Source organism: Enterococcus hermanniensis, assembly GCF_001885945.1.
Lineage (GTDB): Bacteria > Bacillota > Bacilli > Lactobacillales > Enterococcaceae > Enterococcus_A > Enterococcus_A hermanniensis.
In genome coordinates this window covers 1-551 of sequence record NZ_JXKQ01000006.1, presented here as the reverse complement: position 1 = coordinate 551, position 551 = coordinate 1, and the positions used below count along the sequence as shown (strand labels likewise).

At 50.6% G+C, this 551-nt stretch carries 6 tRNA genes; all 6 read right to left on the bottom strand.

What is annotated here, in order from left to right:
* Positions 1-30: 30 nt before the first annotated feature.
* Positions 31-104: transfer RNA gene (locus tag RV04_RS07885), tRNA-Arg, on the bottom strand.
* Between the two features lie 12 nt (positions 105-116).
* Positions 117-202: transfer RNA gene (locus RV04_RS07880), tRNA-Leu, on the bottom strand.
* A 24-nt stretch (positions 203-226) separates the two neighbouring features.
* Positions 227-298, bottom strand: a tRNA-Gly gene (locus RV04_RS07875).
* Positions 299-302: 4 nt separating this feature from the next.
* Positions 303-375, bottom strand: a tRNA-Thr gene (locus RV04_RS07870).
* A gap of 20 nt (positions 376-395) precedes the next feature.
* A tRNA-Leu gene (locus RV04_RS07865) sits at positions 396-477 on the bottom strand.
* Positions 478-489: 12 nt separating this feature from the next.
* Positions 490-551, bottom strand: a tRNA-Lys gene (locus RV04_RS07860).

Here is a 551-nt window from a genome sequence, read left to right as displayed (position 1 = left end):
AGCTACTTCCCGGAAAACAAAAAAAAACTATGCACCCGAGAGGACTCGAACCTCTAACCCCTTGATTCGTAGTCAAGTACTCTATCCAATTGAGCTACGGGTGCTTATTTAATTAATGCCGAGGACCGGAATCGAACCGGTACGGTGATCACTCACCGCAGGATTTTAAGTCCTGTGCGTCTGCCAGTTCCGCCACCCCGGCGTTTATTCCTCTGGACTTCAGGAAAGCGGAAAACGGGGTTCGAACCCGCGACCCCCACCTTGGCAAGGTGGTGCTCTACCACTGAGCTATTTCCGCATGATGCCGGCTAAAGGATTTGAACCCTCGACCCTCTGATTACAAATCAGATGCTCTACCAACTGAGCTAAGCCGGCAACAAACAAAAAAATAGAAATGCGGGTGAAGGGACTTGAACCCCCACGCCGTTAGGCGCTAGATCCTAAATCTAGTGCGTCTGCCAATTCCGCCACACCCGCATATACTTATGAGCCGTACTGGGCTCGAACCAGTGACCCTCTGATTAAAAGTCAGATGCTCTACCAACTGAGCT